Below are 2626 nucleotides of genomic sequence, written 5' to 3'. Positions count from 1 at the left end.
TTTTCATCATGAATATTTACATGTTTTCCATGAGCTTCTGGAATAACTTCAAAGACTGGTTCTTCAAATTCAATATTAAATTCTTCCCCATCCATTAACATATGTTGAAATACTGCTAATGCTGCAACTTCACTGTGAGGTTGTGTTGTAACACTAACATTCCAGTCACTATTTTCATAAACTTTAGTTGGGACTTTAGCTCCACCTACAACTATTAAAATATCTTTATTGGAATTTCTAACTTCACTTACCACGTCTTGTGCTTGTGAACCATACATTGTTAAGTGAACGATTTTCCCACCATTATCTCTCCAATCTGTGATAACTTTCATAAAGTTCTTTTCATAGGCAACTTCAAAGTCACCACCCCAACGGTTTACAATGTCTCGAACATTATCCATTAATCTATGATCTTGTTCTCCACTTAACCAGACTTTACTTGCACCAAAAGCTCTACTTGTTAAGCATACATGTGTTGTGATACGTGTATCTCTTTTTAATCTATGATCTAATCTTAAAACATTAATCTTCAAAAATATCAAACCTCTAAAAAAATAATTTTTTGTTTATACTATGAGTACATATGGTATAATCATCATTAAAAGTGAAAACATACGTCCTATTTCATTACTTGCACCTAAAACATCACCTGTTGCAAATTTCATATGATGTTTACATACAAGACTAGTTAATGCTCCACCAAGTATACCACCAATTACTCCAAATACTCCTAATTTTGTATTAATAACTAATGCGATAATTAAACAAATAATAACACTTACAAGGTAGTTGGTTTTATTTGTGTATTCTATGAAACTTTTACCTGTACCATTAACATATGGTGTGCTTGTTAAACAAGTAGTTAATAATCCGAGTTTAGCACACATTTCACTTATTAGAACAATCCAAATAAGACCATGACTAATAAATGTGAAATAACAAGTAATGGTAATAAGGCCTGTTAAAAATAATGATGATATAGCACCAGTACCAATTAATGAATCACGCATTACACGGATTTTATCTTTACTAGTTCCCTGAAACATCACACCATCACTAAAATCAAGCAAACCATCTAAATGATGACAACCATTAATTAATATGAAAAATCCATAAATAATAACAGCACTTAAAAAGTAAGGTAAGTTTAAAACATTATTTAAAACAAATAATATAATAACACCTAATAATCCTACAAAAGCATTAATAACCGGCCAAAACCATGTCATTTTAGCCATTTCATCAATTGTTGTTCGAACATTCAATGGGATTATAGTTGAAAAAGTAAATAAGCCAAGAATACTTCTCCACATTGAAAATTCTTGTCTATTAAAATAATCATCCCTATTTTTGTCAACACGACTCATAAAAAATTTCACTCCAAACTTGTTCTACTTTTTCTTTATTCTTCAAATATTTTACTCATACAACCTGCAATTAATCCAGCAAAGATATCATCTAACATTGGACCTAAACCAAAAATAATCCCCGGTTTCTTTTCATCGTATCGTTTAAAATTAAAGGTAGCCTTAGTACCAGCAATCTGATTACTAATAGCTAAACCTAAAACCTCATCAGTATATAAATATGCTGGATCATCTGAGATATCAACTTCACGTAAACGATTATTCTCAAAATCCTGTTCTGTTCTGATTGCAGCCATTAATAAAGCAATCACATTAATATCAGTTAAACTCTTAAGGATTTCTTCTTCTAAACGATTCTTCAAATCATTAGTAACCTCAACATCAACACAAAGTTCAAAACCAGCATCAACTAAATCACTAATCTGTATACCTTCAGAAACAAGATAATCAAGAATACCGAAATCTAAACCCATACGTTTAACACTATCTTCACAGTTAATAATAACAGATTCCTCTAAATCCTTTAAAAACTTAGGAATATCTAAGGATTCATCATCATATTCAGCTTGAGTAATATCAACACCACTATCCATATATTCCTCATCATAATCCTGACTTGGAAGATTAGAGGCAATTACCAAGAAATCGTTCTGATTTATAATATTATTAATATGAACTGGTAAATTCAAACCTTGGAAAAACTTAGTTTTAGCTTTAATACAAGTCTTATAAATGTTTATTAAAAGTTTAGGACTTAAACTCTTATTAATCAAAATAACTTCACCAAGATTAATACGTGCATCCTTAAAACCTTTAGGACTATTTGCAACTTTCAATTTATCAGTGAAATCTTCAACACTAACATCATTACTTATAATATTCAATATACCATAATCATTATAAGTATTAGTGAAATATTCTAAATCCTTAGAAAATGTTGCAATATAACTACCAGAAATATTATTTGTTTCCTTATAATCTTCAGTTAACCCTATTAAACCCTCAATATCAAGGTTTTCACTATTTTTCACATCATCCTTTAAAATAATAATATTTTCAACTATATCAATACCATCACTTATTTCTAAATCACTAAAAGTTAAGAAATAATCTGGATTATTAATACAAATATGATTATCTGTATTTGAAACTTTAACATTACTTAAATGGTTCTTTTCACTTGTATCATTCACTATAAATAGCCCCTATATAAAAAAATTTTTGTTTTTATTTCCAATAATTAAAAGAGAATTCTTTTT

General features: G+C 28.9%; 3 protein-coding genes. All 3 read right to left on the bottom strand.

The genetic code is table 11. The features are described from left to right. A partial coding sequence (locus BP769_RS06015; RefSeq protein WP_413862257.1) for a tRNA (cytidine(56)-2'-O)-methyltransferase occupies positions 1-533 on the bottom strand: 533 nt, incomplete at its 3' end. Positions 534-566: 33 nt separating this feature from the next. Then, entirely contained in the window at positions 567-1367 is an 801-nt protein-coding gene (gene cobS, locus BP769_RS06010; RefSeq protein WP_413862255.1) for an adenosylcobinamide-GDP ribazoletransferase, read from the bottom strand. A 35-nt stretch (positions 1368-1402) separates the two neighbouring features. Next, a complete protein-coding gene (locus BP769_RS06005) occupies positions 1403-2560 on the bottom strand; it encodes a phosphatidylglycerophosphatase A (protein WP_413862253.1) in 1158 nt (385 codons plus the stop codon). Positions 2561-2626 lie beyond the last annotated feature (66 nt).

The sequence above is a fragment of the Methanobrevibacter sp. UBA417 genome, assembly GCF_002508845.1.
In the GTDB taxonomy this organism is placed as follows: domain Archaea; phylum Methanobacteriota; class Methanobacteria; order Methanobacteriales; family Methanobacteriaceae; genus Methanobrevibacter_A; species Methanobrevibacter_A acididurans.
The sequence above is the reverse complement of the archived record's forward strand: the minus strand, read 5'-3'. Positions and strand labels throughout refer to the sequence as shown.

Coding starts and splice junctions, on each gene's coding strand:
- cobS (WP_413862255.1), bottom strand. CDS start 1,367: ATGAGTCGTGTTGACAAAAATAGGGATGATTATTTTAATAGACAAGAA.